26 protein-coding genes are annotated in these 26,575 nt (G+C 53.6%); 10 read left to right on the top strand and 16 right to left on the bottom strand.

The genetic code is table 11. The features are described from left to right. The first annotated feature begins 6 nt into the window (after nt 1–6). A complete protein-coding gene (locus tag LKE13_RS11625; RefSeq protein ID WP_227951520.1) occupies nt 7–753 on the top strand; it encodes a TlyA family RNA methyltransferase in 747 nt (248 codons plus the stop codon). Then, nucleotides 743–2,002 (top strand): 23S rRNA (uracil(1939)-C(5))-methyltransferase RlmD, encoded by a 1,260-nt coding sequence (gene rlmD / locus LKE13_RS11620; RefSeq protein ID WP_227951519.1) that lies wholly within the window; start codon nt 743–745, stop codon nt 2,000–2,002. The genes LKE13_RS11625 and rlmD overlap by 11 nt, the downstream gene beginning before the upstream one ends. Nucleotides 2,003–2,006: 4 nt before the next feature. On the opposite strand, the gene LKE13_RS11615 is transcribed toward rlmD, so the two are convergent. After that, nucleotides 2,007–3,341: a hypothetical protein gene (locus LKE13_RS11615; RefSeq protein WP_227951518.1), complete on the bottom strand. Its 1,335-nt coding sequence runs from the start codon at nt 3,339–3,341 to the stop codon at nt 2,007–2,009. A gap of 167 nt (nt 3,342–3,508) precedes the next feature. On the opposite strand from LKE13_RS11615, the gene LKE13_RS11610 reads away from it, so the two are divergent. Beyond that, entirely contained in the window at nt 3,509–3,748 is a 240-nt protein-coding gene (locus LKE13_RS11610; RefSeq protein WP_227951517.1) for a sulfurtransferase TusA family protein, read from the top strand. Here LKE13_RS11610 and LKE13_RS18770 read toward each other — a convergent pair whose 3' ends face one another. The 3 genes from LKE13_RS18770 to LKE13_RS11595 form a co-directional block, all read right to left on the bottom strand. Continuing rightward, on the bottom strand, nt 3,749–4,936 hold the full coding sequence (locus LKE13_RS18770) for a mechanosensitive ion channel family protein (protein WP_227951516.1): 1,188 nt from the start codon (nt 4,934–4,936) through the stop codon (nt 3,749–3,751). 104 nt (nt 4,937–5,040) lie between these two features. Then, entirely contained in the window at nt 5,041–6,084 is a 1,044-nt protein-coding gene (locus tag LKE13_RS11600) for a threonine aldolase family protein (protein ID WP_227951514.1), read from the bottom strand. A gap of 52 nt (nt 6,085–6,136) precedes the next feature. Beyond that, the gene (locus tag LKE13_RS11595; protein ID WP_227951511.1) at nt 6,137–6,559 is read right to left on the bottom strand and encodes a hypothetical protein; all 423 of its coding nucleotides are present in this window, start codon (nt 6,557–6,559) and stop codon (nt 6,137–6,139) included. A 4-nt stretch (nt 6,560–6,563) separates the two neighbouring features. Between LKE13_RS11595 and LKE13_RS11590 the strand changes: the two genes are divergently transcribed. The 3 genes from LKE13_RS11590 to LKE13_RS11580 all read left to right on the top strand — a co-directional run bounded on the left by LKE13_RS11590 (nt 6,564) and on the right by LKE13_RS11580 (nt 9,182). After that, nucleotides 6,564–7,535, top strand: a complete 972-nt coding sequence (locus LKE13_RS11590) for an RluA family pseudouridine synthase (protein ID WP_227951509.1) — start codon at nt 6,564–6,566, stop codon at nt 7,533–7,535. A 116-nt stretch (nt 7,536–7,651) separates the two neighbouring features. Beyond that, nucleotides 7,652–8,530 carry an RNA polymerase sigma factor RpoH gene (gene rpoH, locus LKE13_RS11585; protein WP_227951507.1) on the top strand — a complete coding sequence of 293 codons (879 nt, stop codon included), beginning with the start codon at nt 7,652–7,654 and terminating at the stop codon, nt 8,528–8,530. A gap of 151 nt (nt 8,531–8,681) precedes the next feature. Continuing rightward, entirely contained in the window at nt 8,682–9,182 is a 501-nt protein-coding gene (locus LKE13_RS11580) for a DUF6622 family protein (protein WP_227951505.1), read from the top strand. A 33-nt stretch (nt 9,183–9,215) separates the two neighbouring features. Here the strand turns inward: LKE13_RS11580 and LKE13_RS11575 are convergent, their stop codons facing one another. From LKE13_RS11575 to LKE13_RS11540, 8 genes are all read right to left on the bottom strand, one after another. Continuing rightward, entirely contained in the window at nt 9,216–9,575 is a 360-nt protein-coding gene (locus tag LKE13_RS11575; protein WP_227951503.1) for a putative quinol monooxygenase, read from the bottom strand. A gap of 96 nt (nt 9,576–9,671) precedes the next feature. Then, entirely contained in the window at nt 9,672–10,178 is a 507-nt protein-coding gene (locus LKE13_RS11570; protein ID WP_227951500.1) for a hypothetical protein, read from the bottom strand. Nucleotides 10,179–10,182: 4 nt separating this feature from the next. Beyond that, complete coding sequence (locus LKE13_RS11565) at nt 10,183–12,228, bottom strand: hypothetical protein (RefSeq protein WP_227951498.1); 2,046 nt, start codon at nt 12,226–12,228, stop codon at nt 10,183–10,185. A 78-nt stretch (nt 12,229–12,306) separates the two neighbouring features. Next, nucleotides 12,307–13,476 carry a YbfB/YjiJ family MFS transporter gene (locus LKE13_RS11560; RefSeq protein ID WP_227951496.1) on the bottom strand — a complete coding sequence of 390 codons (1,170 nt, stop codon included), beginning with the start codon at nt 13,474–13,476 and terminating at the stop codon, nt 12,307–12,309. A gap of 15 nt (nt 13,477–13,491) precedes the next feature. Further along, the gene (locus LKE13_RS11555; protein WP_265334866.1) at nt 13,492–14,784 is read right to left on the bottom strand and encodes an adenylosuccinate synthase; all 1,293 of its coding nucleotides are present in this window, start codon (nt 14,782–14,784) and stop codon (nt 13,492–13,494) included. 30 nt (nt 14,785–14,814) lie between these two features. Next, the gene (locus tag LKE13_RS11550) at nt 14,815–15,954 is read right to left on the bottom strand and encodes an ATP phosphoribosyltransferase regulatory subunit (protein ID WP_227951494.1); all 1,140 of its coding nucleotides are present in this window, start codon (nt 15,952–15,954) and stop codon (nt 14,815–14,817) included. Nucleotides 15,955–16,074: 120 nt separating this feature from the next. Next, nucleotides 16,075–17,652, bottom strand: a complete 1,578-nt coding sequence (serA, locus tag LKE13_RS11545) for a phosphoglycerate dehydrogenase (protein ID WP_227951492.1) — start codon at nt 17,650–17,652, stop codon at nt 16,075–16,077. Nucleotides 17,653–17,673: 21 nt separating this feature from the next. Then, nucleotides 17,674–18,843 (bottom strand): phosphoserine transaminase, encoded by a 1,170-nt coding sequence (locus tag LKE13_RS11540; protein WP_227951490.1) that lies wholly within the window; start codon nt 18,841–18,843, stop codon nt 17,674–17,676. Nucleotides 18,844–19,127: 284 nt separating this feature from the next. Here LKE13_RS11540 and LKE13_RS11535 point away from each other — a divergent pair, with 284 nt between their 5' ends. Beyond that, nucleotides 19,128–19,604 (top strand): DUF1203 domain-containing protein, encoded by a 477-nt coding sequence (locus LKE13_RS11535; protein ID WP_227951481.1) that lies wholly within the window; start codon nt 19,128–19,130, stop codon nt 19,602–19,604. A 79-nt stretch (nt 19,605–19,683) separates the two neighbouring features. Here the strand turns inward: LKE13_RS11535 and LKE13_RS11530 are convergent, their stop codons facing one another. Beyond that, nucleotides 19,684–20,169: a hypothetical protein gene (locus tag LKE13_RS11530; RefSeq protein WP_227951479.1), complete on the bottom strand. Its 486-nt coding sequence runs from the start codon at nt 20,167–20,169 to the stop codon at nt 19,684–19,686. Between the two features lie 276 nt (nt 20,170–20,445). Here LKE13_RS11530 and LKE13_RS11525 point away from each other — a divergent pair, with 276 nt between their 5' ends. The 3 genes from LKE13_RS11525 to LKE13_RS11515 are packed head-to-tail and all read left to right on the top strand — an operon-like array spanning nt 20,446 to nt 23,759. After that, nucleotides 20,446–21,579, top strand: a complete 1,134-nt coding sequence (locus tag LKE13_RS11525; protein WP_227951477.1) for an aminotransferase class V-fold PLP-dependent enzyme — start codon at nt 20,446–20,448, stop codon at nt 21,577–21,579. 11 nt (nt 21,580–21,590) lie between these two features. Continuing rightward, nucleotides 21,591–22,574: an aldo/keto reductase gene (locus LKE13_RS11520; protein WP_227951475.1), complete on the top strand. Its 984-nt coding sequence runs from the start codon at nt 21,591–21,593 to the stop codon at nt 22,572–22,574. 12 nt (nt 22,575–22,586) lie between these two features. Then, nucleotides 22,587–23,759, top strand: coding sequence for an aminotransferase class V-fold PLP-dependent enzyme (locus tag LKE13_RS11515; protein ID WP_227951473.1), 1,173 nt, complete (start codon nt 22,587–22,589; stop codon nt 23,757–23,759). A 16-nt stretch (nt 23,760–23,775) separates the two neighbouring features. On the opposite strand, the gene LKE13_RS11510 is transcribed toward LKE13_RS11515, so the two are convergent. The 3 genes from LKE13_RS11510 to glmM form a co-directional block, all read right to left on the bottom strand. Continuing rightward, the gene (locus LKE13_RS11510) at nt 23,776–24,273 is read right to left on the bottom strand and encodes a DUF2059 domain-containing protein (RefSeq protein ID WP_227951471.1); all 498 of its coding nucleotides are present in this window, start codon (nt 24,271–24,273) and stop codon (nt 23,776–23,778) included. Nucleotides 24,274–24,349: 76 nt separating this feature from the next. Further along, nucleotides 24,350–25,153: a bifunctional hydroxymethylpyrimidine kinase/phosphomethylpyrimidine kinase gene (gene thiD / locus LKE13_RS11505; RefSeq protein ID WP_227951469.1), complete on the bottom strand. Its 804-nt coding sequence runs from the start codon at nt 25,151–25,153 to the stop codon at nt 24,350–24,352. A gap of 25 nt (nt 25,154–25,178) precedes the next feature. Then, nucleotides 25,179–26,528 carry a phosphoglucosamine mutase gene (gene glmM / locus LKE13_RS11500; RefSeq protein ID WP_227951467.1) on the bottom strand — a complete coding sequence of 450 codons (1,350 nt, stop codon included), beginning with the start codon at nt 26,526–26,528 and terminating at the stop codon, nt 25,179–25,181. Nucleotides 26,529–26,575: the final 47 nt, after the last annotated feature.

Raw genomic sequence — 26,575 nt, 5'->3', positions numbered from 1 at the left:
TCTCATATGACACGTCCCCCGCAAAGGCTTGATCTCGCGCTCGTCGCCCGTGATCTGGTAAAAAGCCGCGCAAAAGCGCAGAGCCTGATTGCGGACGGGCGTGTCTCCATCGATGGCACGGTTGTCACCAAACCAACCCGGAAAGTAACGGAAGAAATGAGCCTCAGCGTTGCCACCCCGGAAATTGACTGGGTCGGACGCGGTGCGCAGAAACTTCTTGCCGCGCTTGATTATTTCAATGTCGACGCGAAGGGAAAAACAGCGGCAGATATCGGCGCTTCCACCGGTGGATTTTGTCAGGTGCTGTTGGAACGTGGCGCGGCACGGATTTATGCGGTGGATGTGGGGCATGGACAACTCGATCCCTTAATTGCCGAAGACGCGCGGGTTATCAATCTTGAAAAGACCAATGCCCGCGATCTCGATGACGTACTGATTCCTGAACCGCTCGATCTTATCGTGGCAGATGTAAGTTTTATCTCGCTTCAGAAGGCGCTTCCCGCCGCGCTCTCCCTCGCTGCACCCGGCGCGCATCTCCTCGCCCTCGTCAAACCACAGTTTGAGGTAGGCAAGGGCAATGTCGGCAAGGGTGGCATTGTCCGGGATGAAACGCTTGTCGCCGCGGTCCCGACTGAAATGGAAAGCTGGATCAATTCTCTTTCCGGCTGGACGTCCCTCGGGATAACAGACAGCCCGATTTTCGGCAGTGACGGCAATAAAGAATTTCTCCTGGGAGCCCGCCATGATAGTTGACCTTACAATAGATCACGTCGGATCCGCCGGCGATGGCATCGCGGAAAAGGACGGACAAAGCTATTATATTCCTTTGACCGCCCCGGACGACTGGATCCGTGCCTCTATCGTGGAAGAGCGAGGCAACGGAACCCTTGCCGCGATAGAAGAAATTCTTAGTCCCGGCCCTGAGCGTACTGACCCAATTTGTCGCCATTTCGGCACCTGCGGCGGCTGCTCACTACAGCATCTTAATCCGTCCTTTACGGCCCAATGGAAACGCCAGCGCATCGTCGACTGCCTGTCCATGGCCGGTATAGAAGGCGCAGAGATTCTCGAAACCACAACCTGCCCCCTCGCCAGCCGCCGCCGGGTCGAATTTATTGCTGCCAAACGCAAGAAAGGCGTGATGATCGGTTTCCATCTGCGCCGAAGCCACCAGATTTTTGATGTTGGTGATTGCCCAGTGATCGATGCGACACTGCTCGCCCTTGTTAAGCCTCTGCGTGCGCTGCTGCCGCCTCTGCTCCCGCGCAACAGCGAAGCGAAAATCATTGCAACGGTTACAGAGAATGGCCCTGATTTGATGATCACGGCAAAAAAGGAGCTTGATCTGGAAACCCGTGAAGCTCTCGCCGCCTTTACCGCGAAACAAAAAATCGCCCGGATCGCTTGGCGACAAAACACAAAGGAAGTTCCCGAAGTAATCGCCGCTCGTCTGCCCGCCGAAGTTCTACTTAACAACGTCCCCGTGACCCTTCCGCCTGGCGGTTTCCTTCAAGCGAGCAAGGCAGGAGAAACGGCACTTGCCGACTTTGCGCGCAATGCCCTGAGTGACGCACGGAATATCACCGATCTCTTTGCAGGGGTCGGCAGTTTCACCTTCCCGCTTGCGGCCACAGCTCGCGTACACGCGGTAGAGGGGGATGAAGAGCTCACAAACAGCCTGCAGGCCGCGGCGAACCGCGCCATTCTTAACGTCACATCCGAAACGCGGGATCTTTTTCACCGCCCGTTGCTGACGGATGAACTCAACGCTTTTGACGGCCTGATTTTCGATCCGCCGAGGGCCGGCGCGAAAGCGCAGGCAGAGGAAATTGCGAAAAGCAATATTCCATCTGTTGTGGCGATTTCATGCAACCCCGTCACCTTCGCGCGGGACGTCAAGACGCTGATGGATGGTGGGTACAAGTTGGGAGCCGTGCTGCCCGTGGATCAGTTTCTATTCTCACCGCATATTGAGATGGCGGCTGTGCTGAAACGGGACTAACTGCTCATTTTGGCAAGGAAAATGGCTTTGCTGGCACCGTCTGCAACGCACCGAAAATCGGACCACTCACATAATCAACGTCCATCTTGAAGGCAGCGCGAGCCAACGCGTCGTTGTCTACCGACCGCCAAATGCATTTTTTCTTGTTCTGCTTTGCGCGGCGAAATAATCCTTCGATTTCCGATAGCTGCAAACTCTCATGCCCCGCGAGCGTAACGGCGAGAATGGGAAGGTCGCGAATGGCCTCAAATTCGTTCCAGCTTGGTCCAACTTCGAATGTAAACCCCAGCACCAATTGACGGAGCGACGTAAATATCTGGCGATAACGACTGTTCGGCACACCCGCCGCGATGTCCTGCACATTCAGGACCAGGTGCCATTCAGTATAGTCCGGCAAGGACGCGAGAATGCGAGCGTATTTGCTCCGAAAGTAGCTATTCGCCAACGTCTCGAAATGAACGGGGAGGAAAATCACAGGTTTGTTCCCGGCCTCGCCGAGCTTTTTAAAAATTGTTCCCGTCTCTCGCAGGACCACACAATCCATTTCAGCACTCAACCGCGGCGACTCGCTAAACAATAGATCATTCGCCGTCACATTCACCTGCTCATCTTCGACATTCGTCATGTTGACCGCTTCATACATGCCCACAAAACCTTTGCGCCGATTGATCAGTGGCCGGAAACGGACATTGAACTCGGTTTCATGTTCTTGAAAAACACGCGCTTCCCGCTCCTTCGCCGCGACGATGGCAGCACGGAAACATTTAACCAGTCCATCGAGAGATTGGATTTTATCCAGACCCTCAAAATCCTCGATTTTCAGCATCGCCGCCTCGACGGAGATCAATTCCCCGCCCGGCAGTTCACCGAACAATTTGTTGACTAGATCCTGCGCTATGGTTTTGGAGCGTTCCAGCGCCTCTTCGCGCGTGGCATCTGCGAACAAAAGCGCGAAATGTCCATCATCGAGGGGGACAAAGATGTCATGACGATCCAGCTTGCGACTGATAAAGGCGTCCGCAATCTCCATCACATTTTTCTTGATGCTGCCCCATTGCTCGGCATATTGGGCCTTCACCTCATCAAGGCCGATAATCTGGATACTGCCGGTGATAAGATTTTCGAGAGCTTCCTGATAGGTCTTGCCGAATGGCCGCAAAAAACTGGTGGCTTCACCAATTTCATAATGCTTCACCTCTCCGGCGGCGGAACCCGGTTTTTGGTCATCCGTCGTCCTGCCCTGGTTAAAGTAGTCGGGGTTAATACCCGAGCGATGCCCAATCTCGTTTCGCATCTTCACCTTTTCTTTAACAGCACCCAATAGATTCTTGATATCCATAGGGCGAACCCTATCGGTGGATTTTGTCAGAATAGAGTGTAGAAAAAGTTAATTCGATGGCCGAGCATCCCTGATTTGAGCGGTTAAAATCATCTGTTGCGCGCGATGCGCTGGACCGCTATTTTTGCGGCGAATATCAGCGTCCTACACTGCAGAAATGAAAAAAAATGGCAGAAATTCCGCATTTTCTCGATACCACCGGTCTAAACTGCCCGCTGCCTGTCCTGAAAGCAAAAAAGGCGATGAAGGCACTGAAGGAGGGGGAGCGGTTGAAAGTGCATGCGACCGATCCGGCGTCAACCATCGATTTTCGCCATTTTTGCGATGTCAGTGGTTACCTGCTTGAAAATACGAGTGAAACTGACGGTCTGTTCGAATATATCATCGTCAAGTCGGCGAATTCTTAACTAACTCGCGTTCCCGTATCCCGTATCTCCGTTGGTCAGTGCATGCCCGTCCTTATATCCGCTGGGTGGAACAAACGGGTCCGGTTCCGTCGCGCCAATACCGCGATAAACAGACATGGACGGAAAGGCAAATCCAGTGCCCGCCTGCTCGACGATACCTTTGATCGCATAGGCAAAATCCTGCTTGATATCAAGCCATTCGCCCCATTTAGTTGTCTTGGTAAAACAATAGATCATGATATCGATGCTGCTGGCATTGAAGCTGTCCGTCACCACGAACATCAATGCCTCTCCCGGCTGAGCGAAGTCCTTGTTTCCAATGAGGTAGTTCTCGATATTTTCCGTGACCTCCTGAAGCTGCGCCACGGTTGTCGAATATTCCAGACCAATTTTCCAGTAAATACGGCGATGCGTCATTTCCGAGAAGTTAGTGACCGCCTTGTCCGCAAATACCGCATTCGGCACAATGGTGATTGCCTTGTCAAAGCGTCGGATCACCGTAGAGCGAAAGCCAATTTTCTCCACTGTCCCCTCAACAACCCCGTCGACAAGCACCCAGTCGCTCGCTTTGAATCGCTTCTCCGCGAGGATAAGGAATCCGCTGATCAGATTCTTGAACAGATCCTGCGCACCGAGGGCGACGGCGACGCCGACAATGCCGAAACCGGCAATGATCGGGCCAACCTGTATCCCCCAGAGTTGCAACACAGTTGCCGCGCCAAGGCCAAATACCAGCCCCTTCATGATCTTGACGAGAAACTCGACCATCTCCGCCGAGAACAACTCCTCCAACTTACCAAGCAGGAAAGTCAGGGGGCTGATGGCGCAATAGAGTGCCCAAAAGAGATTAAAAACAATGAGAGACCGGACAATTCTTCCGGTCATGGCGGAAAAGTCCGGATCTTCGTCAAAATCGGGAATCTCGAGGGCGAGATACACACCGATCACCACGGGAACAAAGCGAATCGGCCCCTTTAAGGCGGTAATCAGGTGATCATCGATCTTGCTATCGGATTTCTCGGCGAACTTGATCAGACGGTTGACGACGAATTTGGTGAAAATGCCGCGCACCAACAACGCCGACAGTATGATCCCGAGGGCTATAATCAGCGAGCTGAAATCAACGCCCGCGTATCCCTCGTGCCAGACTTCTTTGACGATTTCCCAAAAATCCCAGAAATTCTGCACGTTAAGCCTTTCTCATTCGTCGCTTTAAATTATACTCCGCCTTGAATAACGGGTGAGGTCCCCGAAATCAAACCATGTGGAGAAAAATTCCGCACCCGTCACCTTCAGGCAATTACCTTGAGCAAATGATTGACGTCCTGCTCACTTGTATTCCAGGACGTTACCAGCCGAACTTCACCTGCAGACTCGTCTCCATTTCGGTAGTAGAGAATGTCGGAGACCGCGAGGCATTCAAGAGAAACTTCCGGTAGCCGTGCGAAAATCATGTTGGCTTCCACCGGGTAGAGGATCTCAGCACCGGGAATCGCGGAAATACCCTCAGCGGTGGCGCGCGCCATGCGGTTGGCATGGCCCGCTAGATCAAGCCACAGGTCATCCGTGAGATAGGCATCGAGCTGCGCCGATAGATAGCGCATTTTCGAGAAAAGATGCGCCCCGCGCTTGCGGCGGAACTCAAATTCGCGCGCCTTCTCGAGATTGAAGAAAATCACAGCCTCGGCCCCCATTGCACCGTTTTTTGTCGCCCCGAACGACAGGACATCCACCCCGGCGCGCCAGGTGATATCGGCCGGCGCGCAGCCAAGATGGCAGAGCGCATTGGCGAAGCGCGCACCATCCATATGCAGACCAAGATCATATTTCTTCGCAACCAATCCAATTTCAGCAATTTCCTGCGGCTGGTAGGCAGTGCCGCTTTCAGTTGCCTGAGTAATATCTATGACGGAAGGCTGCACATGATGGACATTGCCGGCACCCGAATTTTTAAGCAAGCCCTCCAACTCCGCCGGCAGCAGTTTTCCGTCCGCCCCGTCAAGCTTAACGAGCTTCGCGCCATGGGTATAAAATTCCGGCGCACCGCATTCATCATGCTCTATATGAGCAAGCTTGTGGCAGTAGATCGCGCCATAGGGCGGTGTCATCACGCTGAGGCCGAGCACATTGGCAGCCGTTCCCGTTGCTACGGGAAACGCCCGGAGATCGCATTCGAAAATTTGTTTAAGCTTTTCTTCAACACCGCGGGTGAGCGGGTCATTGCCGTAACTCGGCATCGGGCCCGCGTTGGCTTTCTGGATCGCTGCAAGTATTGTCGGGGCGACGGGCGCCGAATTATCACTAGCAAAATTAACGAGCGTTCCGTTCTTCACCATCTGCCCCCTGCTCTTTCTTCCGCCCATTTTTGCCGGATGAAATAATCGCTCTCTACTGAATACCATCTCGTTCAAGATTAAAGCTACCAAGAACGCTCCCGTCATCGAGACTGATAACAAGGATCAACCGCGCGGCTCCCTCTGTACCGACGGTGACAAACAGCCGATCGTTAGAGGGAGTCAGGCTAATCAAATCCATGTCATCGGGGATAGGCAGGCGAATATCCCCAAACTCCGCGAGCGGCGATGTTCCGCTGGTCTTGGACAACATCGTATCCGGCATTTCCGGCGCGGGCTTTGTTTCCATTGCCGTCATGCGCTTATATATGGTAACCGCTATCACAGTGGCGAACAGGATGATCAGCACACCGAGGACTCCAACAATCCATTTCAGCAAGGTGAAATTGGGTCCGGAATTTTCGGATGGCTCTTCCGACATATGATCGCCCTCTTTTAACAAACGGTTCTGGTTCATTTGTATGCCATCCAATGAGGGTCCACATCAAGTTGAAGTTTCAAGCGGTGATGACGGCACCCGGCTCGACCGGCTGTTGGCCACAACGCTTGTGGAACTATCTCGCAACCGGATCAAGCCACTGATCAAGGAAGGGTTGGTTCTGCTGAACGGCGCGCCCGTGCTAAATCCATCTCACAAGGCCCGTGCGGGCGATATATACGAAATTACCGTGCCGGAAGCTGTTGAGAGCGAGCCGGAGCCAGAAGACATCCCTCTCGATATTATTTTTGAAGATGAGCATCTGATTGTCATCAACAAGCCCGCAGGCATGGTGGTACATCCGGCGGCGGGGAATTGGTCCGGCACGCTGGTGAACGCGCTTCTCCATCATTGCCGGGATAGCCTTTCCGGGATTGGCGGGGTGAAGCGCCCCGGCATTGTGCACCGGATTGATAAGGATACCAGCGGGCTGATGGTGGTCGCCAAAAGCGACGCCGCGCATCAGGGGCTTGCCACCCTTTTCGCGGCCCATGATATCGAGCGGCGTTACAAAGCCATTGTCTGGGGCCGGGTTTACCCCCCTGCGGGCGAGATTGAAGGGAATATTGGCCGCGATCCACATAACCGCAAGCGCATGGCGATGATAACCAAGGGTGGCAAAAGCGCTCTCACCCGCTATAAACTCGTGGAAAATTTCTCCGATATCGCTGCGCTTGTCTCTTGTGAACTTGAAACGGGGCGCACGCACCAGATCCGGGTGCATATGGGCCATATCGGCCATCCGCTGGTCGGTGATCCGCTCTATACGCGGCCCAGGCGCAGCCGTGTCAGCGCCCTTCCTGAAGACAGGCAAAAAACTATCCTTTCCTTCAATCGTCAGGCACTTCATGCCGAAACCCTCGGTTTTGTGCATCCCGTCACAGACAAACGCTTGAAATTCGAGGTAGATTTCCCATCTGACTTAAGGGAACTGACCAAGGCATTCAGGGGATAAATCCCAAAATCATAGAAATGCCACGGTTCTTGAGTAGACAGGAATGTAATCCGGGCCCGGCTTTTGGGCGTATAATACGACAAAACCCGGGTGCCACGAATAGAGAGGGTCCTGATATGAGCACATCTACTTTACCCGTATTAACGCCGGAAGGCGGTCTATCGCGGTATTTGCAGGAAATCCGCAAATTCCCGATGCTTGAGCCAAGCGAAGAATATATGCTGGCCAAAGCGTGGAAAGACCATGAAGACACCGAAGCCGCCCATAAAATGGTGACGAGCCATCTACGGCTGGTCGCGAAGATCGCTATGGGCTATCGCGGTTATGGCCTGCCGATTGCCGAGCTGATCTCGGAAGGCAATGTCGGAATGATGCAGGCGGTCAAGAGATTCGAACCCGAAAAAGGTTTCCGCCTCTCCACTTATGCCATGTGGTGGATTCGCGCGGCCATTCAGGAATATATCCTGCGGACATGGTCCCTCGTGAAAATGGGAACAACGGCGGCGCAGAAAAAACTGTTCTTCAATCTTCGCAAAATCAAAGGCCAGATTGAGGCCATTGACGAAGGAGACATGACATCGGAGCAGGTAAAAACCATCTCCACGAAGCTGGGTGTCACCGAGGATGAAGTGATCAACATGAACCGCCGCCTGACGGCGCCGGATCATAGCCTCAACGCCCCGATGCGTGCCGAGAGCGAAGGCGAATGGATGGACTGGCTCGAAGATGAGACACCGAACCAGGAAACCGTCTATGCCGAGAGTGAGGAGCTGAAAAGCCGCCGCGCGATGCTCGCAAAGGCGATGGAGGTTCTCAATGAACGGGAACGTCATATTCTGACTGAACGCCGCCTGAGTGAGGAACCGAAAACCTTGGAGGATCTAAGCCAGGAATATAACATCAGCCGCGAACGTGTTCGGCAGATTGAAGTCCGGGCGTTTGAGAAGCTTCAACGGGCTATGAAGTCGAAAGTCATGGAAGAACGGCTGAACTAACTCGCTGTTCACGCGGATAAATATAGGGGTCTGCCCTTACCGGCAGTCCCCTTACTTGAAGATTGAAAATTAGGTGTCTCTGACGTCGGGCCATCTTCAATCCAACGGCAGTTTCAGACTTGGGTCACTATCATAGAATTAGGTGCCTTTCATGAAAGAGTTTGCGTTTGGAATCATTCAAAATACACCGATTTGGGTCTGGCCCCTTTTCTTCTTTCTAGTATTTGTTGGCCTGAAGGCCATGAGAACGCGCAACAGCTCCGTTATCCCTTATTTTTTCTATCCGCTGCTTGGCCTGATCGCAGTAAATGCAAAACTCGGAAATGGTCAGGTTTCGACTGGTTGGCTGGTCTTTGCCTTCAGCTACCTGATCGGTGTCATTGTTGCCTTTCGGTGGCAGGATGGATTGATTCTGGAAAAATCCGGTTGGAACATGACACTTCGTGGAGATCGCATAACAATTGTGATCCTGATGCTGATATTCTTTTCGAACTTTATAAATGGCGTGCTCGGCGCGATCGCACCGCATTTTGTTGAGACAATGGCTTATGCGATTATCTTTGGCGCTGTGGTCGGTGCCTGTTCCGGCAGCTTCACCGGTCGTACACTACGGGTCATAACTCTGGGAGAACGCTCAGCAGCAACAGCTTAGACGCAATTGAGCACCCTTCCAAATACCTCTGGCCTAGCGTGAGAAGCCACCAACCGAATTCATGATGACCGGACCCATTGCGCTGAAAGCCTTCACCACCTCTTCAGACGGATCACCATAAAGCGTTATGGAGTTAGGTTTCAGCACTTCCATAAAGCGACGGCCGAAATTCTTACCGAAATTTCCCATATGAACCATCGTCGCAGCGGAATCCACATAGCGTTCAAGAATATGGCAAGTCTTCTTATCTTCGCTGACCGACCATTCATAGTTGAGGGCACCCGGCTCATTGGCCTCGGTCGCCTCCACCATTTCTTTCATCAACGCTTCAAATTTTTCGTATTCGCCGTCCTTGATCGCGAGATCAAACATCCAGTAGACATGCCCTGTCATTCTTATTCTTCCTTATTTTAATGTTTGTGATGACAGCACTATGCCCAATGCAGGACATCATTTCCAGCCCTTATCCGAAAGAATTGAGGCCGCATACTATCGCTGGCGTTGCGAAATTTCTTTCATATCGGCAACAAATTGTCCGCCCCATTCCTCGATGAGCTTGTTCCGTTGTTTCTGCAGTCGGGCGAGATTGGCGCGCGCTTGCAACTCATAGGTTGAGAAAACGATTACCGGCACAGCCCAGGCCAGGAACACGGCAACACCGGCACCGCCCAGCATGGCAAGCCACATATAAACATCAGAGAGAATTTTAAAAGCCTCATGAAACGTATGGCCCCTCTCCCATAAAATTCCGATCACAGGAATAATTCCGGCGAGATTAAAGGCCAACATCGCCGCAAGACTGCCGGACCTATCTGTATTCAGAAGTAGTGCGACAAAGCTCGGAATCATACCGGCGATCAGAACCAGCATAGTTGGCGGTACAAAAACTATACCAAGACCCGACAAAACCAACACCCAGAAAAGCGCAATATTCTGACCGGTACTGCTTTCGGTTCCATTCGCGGATTTTGCCGCTTTTTCTGCTTTCTTAGCCATTCAGTTATCCCAGAAAATAAAGGGCGGAGATGGTCATGCTGGTCACAAGGGTCGTAATCGCCAGAACCGATGTGATCCATATTCCATAATGTGCGGCATCTTGCCTGCGTTGTTCGCTCGCGCCTTCCAGATAGGCCGCGATCCGCTCTGATTCTGCGGAAGTTGCAAGCGCAATTTCATACTCATGTGTATCCTCAGCCAGTTGCCGCTCGATATCTGTTTCTTTCAGAATAGCTGCCAGATTGCCACTCTTCTTCGCCTCTTGGAATTTTTGGCTGACCACTTCCCGGCGCAAGCGGGAACGGATTTTTGCAAGGACCGGCTTCTGCGTTTCCTCCATCCAGCGGCAAAACCCCGGAAGCGGCCCCGGATGGGCGGCGGCCTGCAACTTGGCAAAGAGTTTAATCTGCGCCAGCGCATTGGCCGACGTACCTGGCGCGCTCGCTGCGAGCATCCGAAGATACTTATCAAGTCCCTTCGCCTTTGAGGTGATAAAAGCAGCAGAGTGCCTGTCAAACGGGTTGCCTTGGCCATTGGATGCGGCCAGCTTTTTCTCTGCAATTTCAATAAATTCAGGCACATTTCTTACATGTGATCCCAGAACAAGCGGACTAAGGCATGGGGTTTTCGGGTTCAGCTCATACAGGCATCGTTCAAGCCCGTAGCCGACATCCCGCTTTCGCCTCATATAGTCATAACACCTTGTCAGGGCGCTCTCGGGCACCCATTCCAACTGCCTCCCCTTGCTGCTGCGCGTTTCCTCCACAGACACTGTTTGCAACAGGGCAGTCTCCAGCAGTTCCATCAGGTCTTTCTTCATCTCGGCGTCATCATTCTGGAACGCCCATAACAAAAGAGGACCGAGGGCCCCTCGGCCAAAAGCTACGTTGCGATACCAGAAGATACCGTCCGGATCCAACAAGCGAACAGCCTGTGCCACGGCGGCGGTATCAAACCGTTTATCGCCGCGTGATGAGTTGGCGGAAGCCTGGATTTGCTCGATCTTGGTCGCAGCATCCTCATCGCGAAGCGCGCTCTTGACCCATTTCGCCAATTTACCATTCTCGATAAGCTCCAGCGCGGCCTTCGATTTTCGCGTCATGGCATGGGCGAGAACTCTCGGGGCGCTGTATTCTTCCGATTGAAACAATATCTTACCAAAAGCATGACGATCACCGCGTCCGCGCCTGGGCGTGTCGCCAATCGCCTCCCGCCAATGGAGCAACGTCTCCGCATCCCAGCGGCGCTTTGGATCATCATGTAAAGTTCCGGCAAGTACATCACTCACCCGCGTTGACAAGCTCATGCCTTCGGTGAGGGCTGCGAAACTACCCAGCTCCAGCTTCTTCGTGTAAATCTCATCCGGGCTCAAATCCGCCGCTGGGAGCTTGCCGCCAACCAAGTGTAAAATCAGGACACCGGTCGCATAAATATCATCCGATGGACTACCGTCACCCCGTCCCATGGGATGCGCCATTACACATTCCAGCGGTTCATAAACGGCTGGTTGGGCCGATCCCGGTGCCATTGTTATCGCCTCCCCCAGCAGAAATTCGCTCTGACTATTGTCAGCGACAAAAAGATTATCTGCGCGAATGCCGCGATGGGTCATGCCGTTTTTTTGCAAATTCAACAGGCAGGTCGCCACGGTCGACACGACCAAGTCCAGCACTAGAATTTCAGGAAGCGGAGCATCCCCTTCACGATACAAGCGTCCCCCCCGCGGCATTTCGAACACGGAAACATAACAGGCTTCTATTTCTGAAAACTGCACCTTTCCATGCGCCATAAGATCGACCATACCGGGGATATGGATCTCGCTCATTATCTGCGCCATAGCCAGACGGAAACTGCTGTAAGGATTTGAAATTACGGCAAAGTACTCTGCAGACGGATTCTGAACATCTGTCGCCTGAACAACCATGTTATCGCCGTTTTCCATATCGACGAGACGCCGGGAAACATCGATCCTGAACCGTCCCCCAAGCAGAGGGCCAGCATCGCCAGTCGGCGACTTCGTCGGCATTTCTATTTTCTCGGCAACAGTCATTTGCGCTCGGCTTCAATCCAGCTATTAGAATATTGTCTCGGATTGTCGCAATTCGGCGTTAAAATGCCGTTAAATTTGTTATTGTCTGGAAGCCGGTTTCGCTGGCTTTCGCCACACGAGAAGGCTGCCGATAACAATCCCGCCTGCGGCGACCAACGACGCGGCAACGAAGTCCCCGAAAATACCATGCAAAAAGCCAGCAAATATTGGCCCGGCAATCTGTCCTATCCCAACAGCAAGCGTCATAACAGCGAGGATCTGGCGTGCGTGATCGGGCACCATATTCCGTGCTTCGACAAGCCCCAGGGCAGTCATCCCCATAAATGTCCCGCCAAGAAGAATAGCGGCCAAGGTGAGTATGACTGGGCCCTCACCTAACACGCTGGCGACAACACCAGCCGCCATTGCGAAACCGGCGAAGGTATAACTCCGCCTGTTGCCGACATAGGCCGCAATCCAGTTCCAGAAGGCAACGGAAGGTATCGCGGAAAGCCCAACAATTAGCCAGATATAGGACTGCATCCACTGCACTTCAGGTATTTGACGGACAAGGGTCGAGAGGAAAGTCGCGGTAATAATATAGCCGAATCCAAGCAGAGAATAAGAGAAAATCAAGGCTTTGAGTGACCGGCTGTAATGAAGGCGTTCCCCCTTCACCGCGACAATAGTTGCGTCGGTCACCGGCGGAACAAGATAAAAAATCAGCGGGACAAGAGCAAAGGAAAGCGCGCCGGAGGCGATCCACATGCTCCGCCAGCCGGCATCCATGACCTCAATTCCGATAACCAATACCGATGACAGTACAATTCCCGTGCCCACCCCCGCGAAATGGAGCGCCGCAAGACCAGATCGCTTACGCGCGGCGAGACGATTGAGAATGAGGGTCGAGCCAAATACCATGGCCAACGCCGACGCCACACCGGCAATCAGGCGAAGGCCGAGGAAAACCTCAAAACTTGTCGTTATGCCCATTGCCAGAGTGGTTATCGTGCAAGTTACCATTGAAGCAAGGAACCAGCGTCGCGGACTACCCGGCAGGTTTTGTCGGCTACCGAACAAGGCGCCCAGTAAATAACCGAGATAATTAGCCGAGGCAATCAGACCTGCGTCCGGCTTGCTGATCCCCAACCCCATCTCCATAAAGGGCAGGATCGGTGTAAATACAAACCGACTGATCCCGATACAGACAGCGAGCGACAGCAGGCCTCCAAAGGCAAGCGACGCCATGCGATCTGACTGCTTGCCCATATGGTCTGCCTGCGCCTAGTCTTCGAACGGATCCCGGACGAGGATGGTGTCTTCGCGTTCCGGGCTTGTGGAAAGGAGCGCGACCGGTGCCTCGATCAGCTCCTCTACATGGCGGATATATTTGACTGCCGCTGCCGGAAGGTCGGCCCAGCTACGCGCGCCATAAGTGCTCTCGCTCCAGCCTTCCATGGTCTCGTAAATGGGTTTTACCGCCGCCTGATCTGCCATGTTGGAGGGGAAATAGTCGATCTGCTTGCCATTTAGTTCATAACCAACGCAAATTTTAAGTTCATCCATGCCATCCAGCACGTCAACCTTGGTCAACGCGATGCCGGTGAGACCACCGGTCTTGACGGCCTGACGCACCATCACTGCGTCGAACCAGCCGCAGCGGCGCTTGCGCCCCGTCACAACACCAAACTCATGCCCGCGTTCGCCAAGTCCCTTGCCGACGTCGTCGAACAGTTCCGTCGGGAACGGCCCTTCGCCAACACGGGTCGTGTAGGCTTTGGTAATGCCGAGAACATAATTGACCGAACTCGGTCCAACACCGCTGCCAACCGCTGCTTGTCCAGCGAGCGTATTGGAGGAGGTTACGAACGGATAGGTTCCATGATCGTTATCCAGCATCGCCCCTTGCGCGCCTTCGAACAGGACCCGCTTGCGGGCCTTTTTCGCCTCGTCCAGGCGGCGCCAGACAATATCCGAAAACTCGAGAACTTTTGGAGCGATTTCAACGAGTTGCGCGAGTAACTTATCCCCATCCACCAATGGCGCGCCCAGTCCTTTCCGAAGCGCGTTGTGATGATCGAGCAAGGTCGCGATTTTCCGCTTCAGAAGGTCCGCATCCGTAAGATCGCACACGCGAATCGCACGGCGGGCTATTTTGTCCTCATAGGCCGGTCCGATGCCGCGCCGTGTTGTGCCGATCTTCACTGCCGACGCCGCATCCTCCCGCAGGGCATCAAGCTCCCCATGAAGCGGTAGGATAAGCGTCGCGTTTTCTGCAATTTTAAGTGTGTTGTGATCGACGGTGACACCTTGCCCCCGCACGGTATCAATCTCTTTCATCAGCGCCCAGGGGTCGACGACAACGCCGTTGCCAATTACCGAAATCTTGCCGCCACGGACAATGCCGGACGGAAGCAGGCTGAGCTTGTAGACCTTGCCATCCACAACGAGCGTATGGCCGGCGTTATGCCCACCCTGAAAGCGCACAACGACATCTGCACGCTCGGACAGCCAGTCAACAATCTTGCCTTTGCCCTCGTCACCCCATTGGGAGCCAACCACCGCTACGTTCGCCATTATCCTCAGTCCTTGAATATAAAATTTTGATCAGGAGAGTTTTGTAATTCCATCCGGCCCGAGAAACTGGCCGCAATTGAGGCGCCGTGCCTCAGCCTCGATATTGTCTTCCGGCGCGAGTCCTGCGACCGTTTTCCAGCCATCCTGACGCAAGGCATACCCTTGATCAAGACCGGTTCCAAAGGGGAGATATAGCCGATCATCCGCGGGCCTTCGAGGGACCGCACGCATCAAACTATCGAGAAAGAGGGTAAAGCCGGACGCCGACTCCCCGTCCATCAGACGGTAACGCCCGCCCCGGCCAAGTTCCCCGCGCACACCGCGACCAAAGACCGTAAAGCTGAGACCGGTTTGATATTCAAACCCGCGGTATTCACCGGGATCAATCGTCAATTTGAGATCCGGTGCGGCCTGCTGAAGCTGAGCGACAACCTTTTTGAGCGCTGCGACTTGTCCTGCCGCCGCTTCGGGAAGGTCAATTTTTTCGAGCGCCTCCAATGCGCTGTTTGCCGGTCCTGCTGCCTTCAAAAGCGCGGTAAGAATTTGGCTCAGCGTCGCGTCATAGTCATCAAGCGCCGCTGCGTCCTTGTGATCGAGAGCTTCACGCGCGGAAGCGGCTGTCTCTTCATCAACGCCCAATTCACCACAAAGCGTTGGCACAAGCGTGGGCAGTGTCAGATCAATTGAGAAATTCTCAACCTCAAGCGCACCAAGAGCCTCCGCCGCGAGCAGAATCAACTCCGCATCGGCAGAAGTTTCTGACGGACCGATCAGCTCCACGCCAGCTTGTGCAAATTGTCGCTCCGGCCGGAGTTGTGAGCCATATACCCGTAAAACCTGCCCCGCATAGGAAAGCCGCAACGGGCGCGGGTCCTGCTTCATGCGGGTGGTTGCCACCCGGGCGATCTGTAGAGTGATATCGGTGCGAATGCCCATCATCCGATGCGACACCGGGTCCATAACACGGAACATTTTGGACGCGAGAGCCGCGCCGGATCCCTCCAGCAGATGTTCCTCAAACTCGATCAGGGGGGGCTTGACTTGCAGGTAGCCGTTCCCTGCGAAAACATCCATCAGGGTACGGTTAATCCGCGCTTCGCGTACGGCGGCGGGCGGGAGCATATCTGCCAAACCGGCGGGCAGCAGGCCTTTTTCAGAATAGTCATTCATTACGTGGGCCTATAAAGCATATTTCCCCGCTGTCGCCAACAGGAACAGCAAAAAAGCGGCAGTTTTTAACCGCCGCTTTTCCGAGAACACCCAAAGGTGCGAAATTTCGTCCAAAATGGCCTAGAAATTAAGCGGCTTGACCTGCTCCACATGAGGCAACTTTCGGACCGTATCTAACGTTTCCTGCGACAATTCCGAATCTATCTCAATCAAGGCGATCGCTTCGCCAGCCGCTTTGTGGCGACCTAGATTGAAAGTTGCGATATTAACACCGGCATCACCGAGAACAGAACCAAGCGCTCCGATAAAGCCGGGTTTGTCCTTGTTGGTGACATAGAGCATGTGGGGGCCGATCTCTGCCTCCATATTAATGCCCTTGATGCTGACCACGCGCGGACGGTCGTCGCCGAACAGGGTGCCTGCGATATCGCGGGTCTGATGCTCGGTCGTAATCGTGAGACGGATCAGAGTCTGGTAGTCTTCTTCCCGATCATTATAGCTTTCGGTCACGTCGATTCCGCGTTCCTTTGCCACCACCGGAGCATTCACCATATTGATGCTGTCCATCAGGGGGCTCAACAGGCTCTGGATGATGATCGAGGTAAGTGGCTTGGTGTTGAGGCCCGCCGCCGCCCCTTCATAGTCGATGCGAACTGACTTGATTCCGCTTTCCGTGACCTGACCGGCAAACCCGCCAAGTTGGGTCGCCAGCTCCATATAGGGTTTCAGTTTCGGGGCTTCCTCCGCCGTGACGGACGGCATGTTGAGGGCGTTGGTCACCGACCCGACCAACAGATAATCGGACATTTGTTCCGCTACCTGAATGGCGACATTGACTTGCGCTTCATCGGTAGAGGCGCCCAAATGCGGCGTTGTCACCACATTATCCATGCCGAATAGGATATTTTCCTTAGCAGGTTCAACGGCGTAAACGTCAAGCGCAGCGCCGGCAACCTGTCCGGATTCGAGTGCTGCTTTCAAGTCTTCCTCGACAACCAAGCCACCACGTGCGCAGTTAATCAGCCGCACGCCAGGCTTCATCTTGGCAATATTCTTGGCATTGATGATATTACGGGTGCTGTCGGTGATCGGCGTGTGAAGCGAGATATAATCGGCGCGGGCGAACAGATCGTCCAATTCCAGCTTCTCAACACCAAGCTCCAATGCCCGTTCCGGAGACAGGAACGGATCATAGGCGACCACCTTCATCTTAAGGCCAACGGCGCGGTCGGCCACGATCGAACCGATATTGCCGCAGCCGATGACGCCCAAGGTCTTGCCATACAGCTCGACACCCATGAATTTCGATTTCTCCCATTTGCCGGCCTGGGTGGAGGCATTCGCCGCGGGGATATGGCGAGAGAGCGAGAACATCATCGCGATGGCGTGCTCGGCGGTGGTGATGGCATTGCCGAAGGGCGTATTCATCACACAGATACCCGCCGCTGTTGCCGCCGGGATATCAACATTGTCCACACCGATACCGGCGCGGCCGATGACTTTCAGGTTACTTGCCGCCGCAATAATCTCGGCGGTTGCCTTGGTAGCGGAGCGGACAGCGAGACCGTCATATTCGCCAATGCAGGCTTTCAGTTCCTCCGGCGTCATGCCGGTTAGTTCGTCTACTTCTACGCCACGCTCCCGAAAAATTTCAGCAGCGCGCGGGCTCATCTTGTCAGAGATAAGGACTTTGACCATTTTTTCGATCCTTCTTAAGGATTATTTCTGGAATGTGTTTTTAAGTGTCGCGTAGCCCCAGTCGAGCCAGGGCATCAGGGCTTCAAGATCGGCCGTTTCCACCGTCGCGCCCGCCCAGATCCGAAGACCCGCCGGTGCGTCACGATAGTGCCCGATATCCAGCGCCGCGCCTTCCGCTGCGAGCAGATTAACGAGTTCCTTCGCCGCCTTTGGTTGATCCTCCTTGGACAAGGACGTGAACCAGTCATCGGTGATCTTGAGACAAACCGAAGTGGTGGAACGAATAGCCGGATCGGCCGCGAGGTAATCGACCCAGTCGGTTTTCGCGACCCAGTCGGATATCACCTTCGCATTGGCATCCGTGCGGGCGATCATGCCCTTGCCGCCGCCAATGCTTTTCGCCCAGTTAAGCGCGTCCAGCGCATCCTCGACTGCCAGCATGGAGGGAGTATTGATCGTTTCCCCCTTAAAGATACCGTCAATGAGCTTGCCGCCCTTGGTCATGCGGAAGACCTTCGGGAGGGGCCATGCGGGGGTGTAGCTTTCCAGCCGCTCAACAGCGCGCGGGCTCAGGACCAGCATGCCATGAGCCGCCTCCCCGCCTAGCACTTTCTGCCAGGACCAGGTGACAACGTCGAGTTTTTCCCATGGCAGTTCCATGGCGAAAACAGCAGAGGTCGCATCGCAAATGGCAAGACCTTCACGGTCGTCCGAGATCCAGTCACCGTTCGGGACACGGACGCCAGAGGTTGTGCCGTTCCAGGTGAAGACCGTGTCGCGGGACCAGTCAGTCGCGGCAAGGTCCGGGATCTCACCATATTCGGCGGTGACAACCTCGGCATTTTCCAGTTTGAGCTGCTTGACCACATCGGTCGCCCAGCCGGAGCCGAAGCTTTCCCACGCCAGCATGGTGACGGGACGTGCGCCCAGCATTGACCAGAGTGCCATCTCAACGGCGCCGGTGTCAGAGCCCGGCACGATACCGACCTTGTAGTCATCAGGAATACCCAGAAGCGCGCGTTGCTGATCGATCACGGCTTTCAGCTTGGCCTTGCCAACGCCGGAGCGGTGGGACCTGCCGAGACACGCATCTTCAAGATTTTGGAGGGACCATCCGGGGCGCTTCGCGCAGGGGCCGGATGAAAACATAGGAGAATTAGGGCGTCTCTCCGGACGCATTTCTACTGTCATAATAAACTAAACCTTCCAGTCTAGAGCATCCCGGTGGGGGGATGTGGCCCGCCGCTCATAGACAAAATTTCGAGAGGGATGTCAACGGGAATTTTTGCACTGCGACAATTTGCCGGATATCTGCGCTGAGAATGTTCGCTATCCGCATAAATATCCCGATAGCGACAGTGATTTCTCTGAGAAAGACAGAGTCGAGACCAAAATTCCATCTCGGCATTCGGATATTTTCCTAGAACGCAAGGCCCTAATGTCACCTCCGAACCGAACAATGGAGATACAGAATTATGACGAAACTTTCCTACATTCCCCTGCCGACGGACGAGGTGCGCGCTCTTCAAAATGGTGGGTTGGACGCCTATGGCCACGCGCCGGAACATCATATATCCGACGGAGACGGCAATCCCTGCCGCCATTGCCTTTCCAATATTGCGGCGGGTGATGAATTCCTAGTGCTGTCCTACCGGCCTTTCGCGTCTGAACAACCCTACGCGGAGCAGGGGCCGATTTTCCTCCATGCGATGGAATGCGAGGCCTATGTCAGACACCATGAGCTTCCCGAAATGATCAAGTCCCGCGCTGGGCTTCTTTTACGCGGTTACGGAGACAATGACCGTATCGTTTACGGCACCGGCCAGTTCGTCGCGCCGGAAGAAATCGAGGCCGCCGCGCGAAACATCCTCGCGACAAAGGGCGTCGCCTATGTCCATGCCCGCTCCGCCACCAATAACTGCTATCAGTTACGTATCGAGTTGATGACGTAAAACTACCCGTCATTAAACCGAACGCCGACTATCTCCAGTCTTTGTATGCGCTAGTCGCCGCTGTACGGACAAAGACGACTTAAAATTCCAGATCACTCCATTTGATCCGCAGTCGTTTCTCATTAGTTTTTGGAAGCAGTTTACGATCAACTAGTCGATGGCAGATTTTAAAATCTTCATTGATATTCACAACTAGCAGCTCGTTGAAGTGCCCCTTCAGATCGACTAGCACTTCGTCACGAGTCTTAAATGGCGAAATTGTTTTCACTTCGATGAAGTCATTCCCCAGTCGTCCATCGGATCCTTGAGCATAATTTTTATGAAGCTTGATACCGTATGTTATTGCACCGTATAATTCACCAATATCCCCGTAGACCTGCAGGTGCAGACCTGTTTCCCGGTAATAATCTTCCGCAGTGGTTAAAAGCTGTTCAAAAATCGGTATTAAGGCGAGATTTGCTTTGGGATACCTCGCCCTCCATTCCTTGTACTGGATTTGCTGGTTTATTTCATCCCAGCTAACCCACTCATCACTATCCCAAAATGCGTTATCGGGGCCGAGCATGATATACCTCCAAAATATTTAAAGCTTCGGGCAATAGAAGCGTTAATAGTGCGACTATGCATCGAAGAATTTAAACGATAGCCGCACTATATTCTTTACCTTCCATACAGACGATTATCCTCAACTAATGATTGTATTTCAATCTAGGATCTTATCATCCATAATAGAACAAACGTCTAAACAATCGCTTAATTGTACCGGTGACAATAAAGGGCTGGCCAAAGGCGTTGGGGATCGAGAGAATACGGGATAATCATACTCTCGAGGTTGTTTTCCATGATCCCCAGCCAACGCCATCTTTTTGATATCCCGGACGATATTGCCTATTTCAACTGTGCCTATATGGGACCGCTCCTGAAAGCCGCGCGGGCGGCTGGTCATACGGGCGTGGACCGCAAATCCCTGCCCTGGACAGTCTCCCCGGTTGACTTCTTTACCGAATCAGAAAAGGCGCGATCATTATTTGCAGAACTGATCGGCGCAACAGCAAATGATGTCGCGATTATTCCGAGTGCGTCTTATGGCCTTGCCGTTGCGGCGCGGAACATCCCGCTTAAAGCCGGTCAGAAAATCCTTCTCCTTGAGGATCAGTTCCCGTCGAATGTTTATTGCTGGCAGCAGCGTGCACACGACAGCGGCGCCGAGATCGTCACTGTGTCGACGCCTGCCGATCATGACTGGACGTCGGCTGTCCTTAACGCGATTGATGAGAATGTCGCCCTCGCGGCCCTGCCCCATAATCACTGGACAGACGGCGCACTCCTCGACCTAGTGGCAATTGGGGAGAAACTCAGGGCGCAAGGCGCAAAGCTGGTTCTTGACGTGACTCAATCGCTCGGCGCGATGCCGCTTGATCTTGCGCGCGTAAAGCCCGATTTCATGATCGCCGCAGTCTATAAATGGCTACTCGGACCCTATAGCCTCGGCTTCATGTATGTCGCGCCGGAGCATCAGAACGGCAACCCGCTGGAATATAACTGGCTCAACCGCAAGGGATCGGAGGATTTCGCCGGGCTGGTTGATTATGTCGATGACTATCAGGACGGCGCGCGACGATTTGATATGGGAGAGCGGGCGAACTTCGCCCTGATGCCTGTTGCCGTTGCCGCGCTTGAGCAAATCCTCGACTGGGGCGTCGCCAACATTCAGGGAACACTAACGCAGAAAACGCGTGATATCGCCGCGCGATGCGAGAGGCTCGGGCTAACCTCCCTCCCCGACGAGCGGCGCGCCGGGCATTTTCTCGGGCTCCGGCAGACGGATGGATTGCCCAAAAACCTCCTTGAAACCCTGCTGAAGGAGAATATCTATCTCTCCGTACGGGGCTCAAGCTTGCGGGTCACCCCTCACCTCTTTAACAACGAGTCAGATAGCGATAGACTGCTCATGGCGCTAGAAAATATCCTCTGACGGAGATAAAAATGAACTTGAAAAGACTGGGAAATACCGGCCTGAAAGTAAGCGATCTTTGCCTCGGCACCATGACCTATGGCGACCCGAGCTGGCGGGACTGGGTCCTGCCAGAAGAGGAAAGCCGCCCCTTTATCAAGCGCGCACTTGAGCTGGGCATCAATTTCTTCGACACTGCCGATATGTATTCATTGGGCGTATCGGAGGAAATTGTCGGACGGGCGCTAAAAGACTACGCCAAGCGCGATGAAGTTGTCATCGCCACAAAAGTCTTCAACCGGATGGGGAAAAGTCCGCTAACCGGTGGCCTCTCGCGCAAGCATATCATGCATTCCATCGATAATTCCTTGCGCCGCCTCGGCACCGACTATGTCGATCTATATCAGATTCACCGCTGGGACTATGACACGCCGATCGAAGAAACGCTGGAAGCGCTAAACGATGTCGTCCGCGCCGGCAAGGTCCGCTATATTGGCGCTTCTTCCATGTTCGCCTGGCAGTTCATGAAAGCGCTTTCCATCTCCGAAAAGAATAGCTGGGCGAAGTTCGTCTCCATGCAGAATGTTTATAACCTTGTTTATCGGGAAGAGGAGCGCGAAATGTTGCCTCTCTGTGAGGATCAGGGTATTGGCGTTATTCCCTGGTCACCGCTCGCGCGCGGGTTCCTCGCCGGGAACAAGAAAAAGGATGCGGATGGAGAGACGACCCGCTCCCGCTCCGATGCTATGATAAAATCCATGCGGATTGGACAGGGCGCCGATTATGACATCCTCGCCGTTGTGCAGGAAATCGCAAAGGAACGTGAGGTCACTCCAGCACAGATTGCCCTCGCCTGGGTCCATCACAGTCCCACTGTCACCGCGCCCATTATCGGGGCGAGCAAGATGTATCAGTTGGAAGAGGCCGTTGCCGCACTTGATATATCGCTGGATATGAACGAACTCGCGCGCCTCAAGGACGCCTATATCCCCCATGCTGTAGCCGGACATCGCTAAACAGGATACCTAATGACACTTGATATTGATAAACTCCGATCGGAGACACCAGGAACAGAAAACCGGATTCATCTCAACAATGCGGGCGCGGCATTAATGCCGCTCCCTGTCTATGAGGCGGTGAAAGATCATCTCAATCTGGAACTGGCCATCGGCGGCTATGAGGCTCAGGCAAGAGCTTTGCCCGCGTTTGAGCGAACCTATGACGCCATCGCCGAATTGATCAACTGTGACCGCAGCGAAATTGCACTTGTCGAGAATGCGACCGTCGGTTGGCAAATGGCCTTCTACGGCCTGAAATTCGCGCCCGGCGACCGCATCCTGACGGCTGAGGCCGAATATGCCACCAATGTCATTGATTATCTGCAAGTTGCAAAACGAACGGGCGTCAAAATCGATTTCGTACCGAGCGATAACCGCGGGCAAATGGATGTTGCCGCTCTGGAAGAGATGATAGACGACAAGGTGAAGCTTATTTCGGTGACCCATGTGCCGACCAACGGCGGCCTTGTCAATCCGGCGGCAGAAATCGGCAAAGTCGCTCGAAAATATGGCATTCCCTATCTTCTGGATGCCTGCCAGTCCGTCGGGCAGCTTCCGGTCGATGTAGAGGAAATCGGCTGCGACATGCTCTCGGTGACGGGACGCAAGTATCTTCGAGGGCCGCGTGGTACTGGCTTTCTCTATGTCCGGAAGAGTATTTTGGACAAGCTGGAACCGCCGTTTCTTGATATGCATAGCGCGGAATGGACGTCCCTCAATGGATATACAATGCGCAAGGATGCCCGCCTGTTCGAGAATTGGGAGTTCAATGTCGCCGCCGTCATCGGACTCGGCGCTGCCGTCGATTATCTTCTCACCCTCGGAATTGAGGAAACCTCGACCCGGCTCTGCGCCCTTGCCGCGACCGCGCGGGAAAAACTCTCAAAAGTACCCGGCGTCACCGTTCAGGATATCGGCGCTCAAAAAGGCGGTATCGTCACCTTCGATCACACAACAAAGAGCCCGGACGAAATTAAGAACTACCTTGTGGAGCGGAGTATTAATGTCTCTATCACCGGTCTCTCCAGCACTCGCTTCGATCTTGAGAAACGGGGTATAGATGCAATGATAAGAGCTTCATTTCATTATTATAACACGGACGATGAAATCGACCGGCTTATTGAGGCTCTTGCGGAAATTTAGTCCTCCAGCTTGACAATCAAATATCGTAACCTTTGCTGGCCAGTTCCTTGCGGATACGCTCCATCGCGATAGCCGCAATCTTCTGGCCCCACTGATTTCCGATCATCATGGATTTTTGCACTATTACCGGAGTTTCACGAACTAACTTCTGGCCGAGCGGGGACTTGTAGAACGTCGTTAGTTCCTGAATTTCTTCAAGCGTAAATGTCTGTTCGTACAACTCGACAATCGGAACGGTTAATCCTGGCAAATTCTCGTTAAAGGTTTCCATTACTATCCCATAGGACTTTTCTTTAACCTCTTCCGGAATATTCGGCTTAGAACTGAAACTCTTATCTAGATAAAATCGAACGCTATCAGACGTGACAGTCTTTAAATTATCAGCCAATCTTGTGACTCTCAGGAGTTCATCGATGGCTTCAATTTTTGCTGTGGACTCCGCTCCATGCACGGCACCAGATCCAACAAAAAATATCAAGCCAACGCCCAATAAAGCGTGTTTAAAATAAGCCATGCCTTATTCCTATCGAATGAGTAATTATTTTACCACATCAATACTATCAAAAGGTGTTTTCAAAGAATAGCTAAAGCTATTCAAACCGCCCCACTGTATGCCCGTGATTGAGCGGTCCGTGACCGGCGCCGATGCCGGGTGCCTCAAAGATCGCGTTTTCCACATAGCGAATGGCACGGGCAACGGCCGCCGGGACCGATAGACCTTGCGCAATGCCTGTTGCAATAGCCGATGACAGTGTGCAGCCCGTGCCATGAGTATGGGGCGTCTCAATCCGTCGATGTGAAAAAGTCTGGACCCCTTCTGGTGAAACAAGAAGATCGACAATTTCAGCCCCTTCGCTATGCCCGCCCTTCATTAATACAGCGACGGGACCCATATCGAGCAGAAGACGGCCCGCCTTTTCCATATCGGTCAGATTGTTGATCTTCATGCCGGTAAGCTGTTCAGCCTCCGGAATATTCGGGGTGAGAACAAGAGTATGCGGCCCGATCAGGCGTTTTTTTATGGCGTCGCTCGCCTCTTCTGCGATCAGACTCGCGCCGCCTTTGGCAATCATTACCGGATCGAGCACGACCGGCGGCAATTTATCGAGATGATCAAACAGACCCGCGACGGCATCCACCACTTCTTTTCGATGGAGCATACCGATTTTGATGGCATCTGCACCAATATCTCTTAAGACAACGTCAATCTGCTGCGCGACGAAGGGAGCAGAAACCGCCTCAATCTCCTCAACACCAAGGGTATTTTGTGCCGTCAGCGCGGTTATCGCCGTCGCCGCATAGCCACCAAGGGCCGTTACCGTCTTAATATCCGCCTGAATACCTGCCCCACCGCCGGAATCCGATCCGGCGATAATCAATACACGCCCCTGCATACTACCCTCTTATGTCTTATTTTTATCAGCCAACTGAGGCAGTAACCTCATTGACTATATTATCGACAATCTCATTAACCAGGCTGTCGTTCGTTCCCTCGCCCATCACGCGGATCAGCGGTTCCGTCCCGGATTTTCGGATTAAGAGCCGTCCTTCATTTCCGAGTCGGATTTCCCCGTCCCGGATTGCCTTCTGCACAGCGTCGCCGGAGAGTGGATCCCCTGTCCCATACCGCACATTCTTGAGAATCTGCGGCCAAGGATCAAAATTATGGCATACCTCGCTGACCGGTCGGCCCTCTTCTACGATCACGGACAGGACTTGAAGCGCGGCAATCAGGCCGTCACCCGTTGTGCTATAATCATTGAGGACAATATGTCCCGACTGCTCTCCGCCGACGTTAAAACCATGCTCACGCATATGTTCAACAACATAACGATCGCCAACATTGGTCCGCGCGAGGATCAGGCCGCGATCCTCCAAGAATTTCTCAAGCCCCATATTGGACATAACCGTTGATACGATACCGCCACCCTGAAGCTTTTCGCGACGTTGCCAGGTTCGGGCGATCAGCGCCATGAGCTGGTCTCCGTCAATCAGTCGCCCCTTCTCATCGCAGATCAACAACCGATCTGCATCCCCATCAAGGGCAATGCCGAGATCGGCCCCTTCTTCAACGACACGGGCGCACATAGCATCCGTCGAGGTTGAACCACAGCCATCATTGATATTAAATCCGTTGGGAGAGACACCCATGGAGATGACATCTGCCTCCAACTCCCAGAGCACTGTCGGCGCCACCTTATAGGCTGCGCCGTTCGCGCAATCGACAACGATTTTAAGCCCCTTCAGGAGTTGGTTTCGGGGGAAACTGCTTTTGGCAAATTCGATATAGCGACCACGCGCGTCATCGAGACGCTGCGCTCTACCTAGCTTCGCCGGATCCGCCAGCACAATATTGCTGTCGTCAATGATGTCGGCTTCTATGCTTTTTTCTACTTCGTCGGATAACTTATAGCCATCGGGGCCGAAAAGCTTGATGCCGTTATCCTCGAATGAGTTATGGGACGCGGAAATCATCACCCCGATATCCGCCCGGAGCGAGCGGGTCAGCATGGCGATCGCTGGCGTGGGGAGCGGTCCGACAAGAATCACATCCATCCCGACCGAGGTAAAGCCGGCGGTCAAAGCAGGCTCCACCATATAGCCCGAGAGACGGGTATCCTTGCCGATCACGACACGATGACGAAAATCGCCACGCCCGGCGAATTTCTTGCCTGCGGATTTACCCACTTTGAGGGCGATCTCTGCGGTCATCGGCTCCTTATTCGCCGTGCCGCGAATGCCGTCAGTTCCAAAATATTTTCGTGTCATGGCTCTGTCTCTAAATAAAATTCGGCAACACCCTAACAGAAAACCCT

It is taken from the genome of Sneathiella sp. HT1-7, assembly GCF_020731145.1.
Lineage (GTDB): Bacteria > Pseudomonadota > Alphaproteobacteria > Sneathiellales > Sneathiellaceae > Sneathiella.
The sequence above is the reverse complement of the archived record's forward strand: the minus strand, read 5'-3'. Positions and strand labels throughout refer to the sequence as shown.